Source organism: Lichenifustis flavocetrariae (assembly GCF_026130545.1).
GTDB classification, from domain to species: domain Bacteria; phylum Pseudomonadota; class Alphaproteobacteria; order Rhizobiales; family Beijerinckiaceae; genus Lichenihabitans; species Lichenihabitans flavocetrariae.
This window is the reverse complement of the sequence record NZ_JAMOIM010000165.1, coordinates 1-700: the sequence shown is the minus strand read 5'-3', so window position 1 is coordinate 700 and position 700 is coordinate 1. Positions and strand designations below refer to the sequence as shown.

The window sequence follows — 700 nt, the reverse complement described above, 5'->3', positions numbered from 1 at the left end:
CCTTGGCCAGGGCGGACTTGGACGAGATCTCGGTCAACGCCGCTTCCAACGCCACCTTGAGATCGCTCACCAACGGCACGGTCTTGGCCTGGCGAACCTGGCACCGGTACGCCGCGCTGGTCCCGCGGATCTCAGCCTCGATCGCGTAGATTTTCGCGAACCGCTCAATGGCATCACGGGCGACGGCCGATTGGGTCTTCTTGTAGACGTCGGTGAACTGGCGGCGGGCGTGCGCCATGCAGAATGCCAGCTTGATCGGCCCCGGCGAACGGCCCGCCTTGGCCAGGGCGGTGTAGGCGCTATAGGCGTCGACCTGCACCACGCCCTGGTAGTTGGCCAGCTGGCTCTTGATCTCACGATGACCGCGGCTCTTGGCGAAGATGTACGCCACCGCCGGCGACGCGGGGCCGTTCCACGGTCGATCATCCACGGCATGCGCCCAGAACTGGTGGATCCTCACCCGCTTTCGACCCTTCTCCAGAACCGGCGCCCTGGTCTCGTCACAGAAGATCCGGGGATAGCCGTGGATCTTTCGAAGCTGCAGATCGTAAAGCGGGGTCAGCCACCAGGCGACGCGCTTGACCCATAGCGCCAGGGTGGCCCGGTCAAGATTGACGCCCTGACCGGCGAGGATCTGAACCTGCCGATGCAGAGGCACATACCAGGCGAACTTCCAAACCACGACATTGGCTATGAGCGC

The 700-nt window shown here is 64.1% G+C and carries 1 protein-coding gene; it reads right to left on the bottom strand.

Going from position 1 to position 700, the window contains the following annotated elements; genetic code table 11:
- On the bottom strand, positions 1-658 hold a 658-nt coding region (locus M8523_RS36460; protein ID WP_282589670.1), incomplete at its 3' end, for an IS66 family transposase.
- Positions 659-700 lie beyond the last annotated feature (42 nt).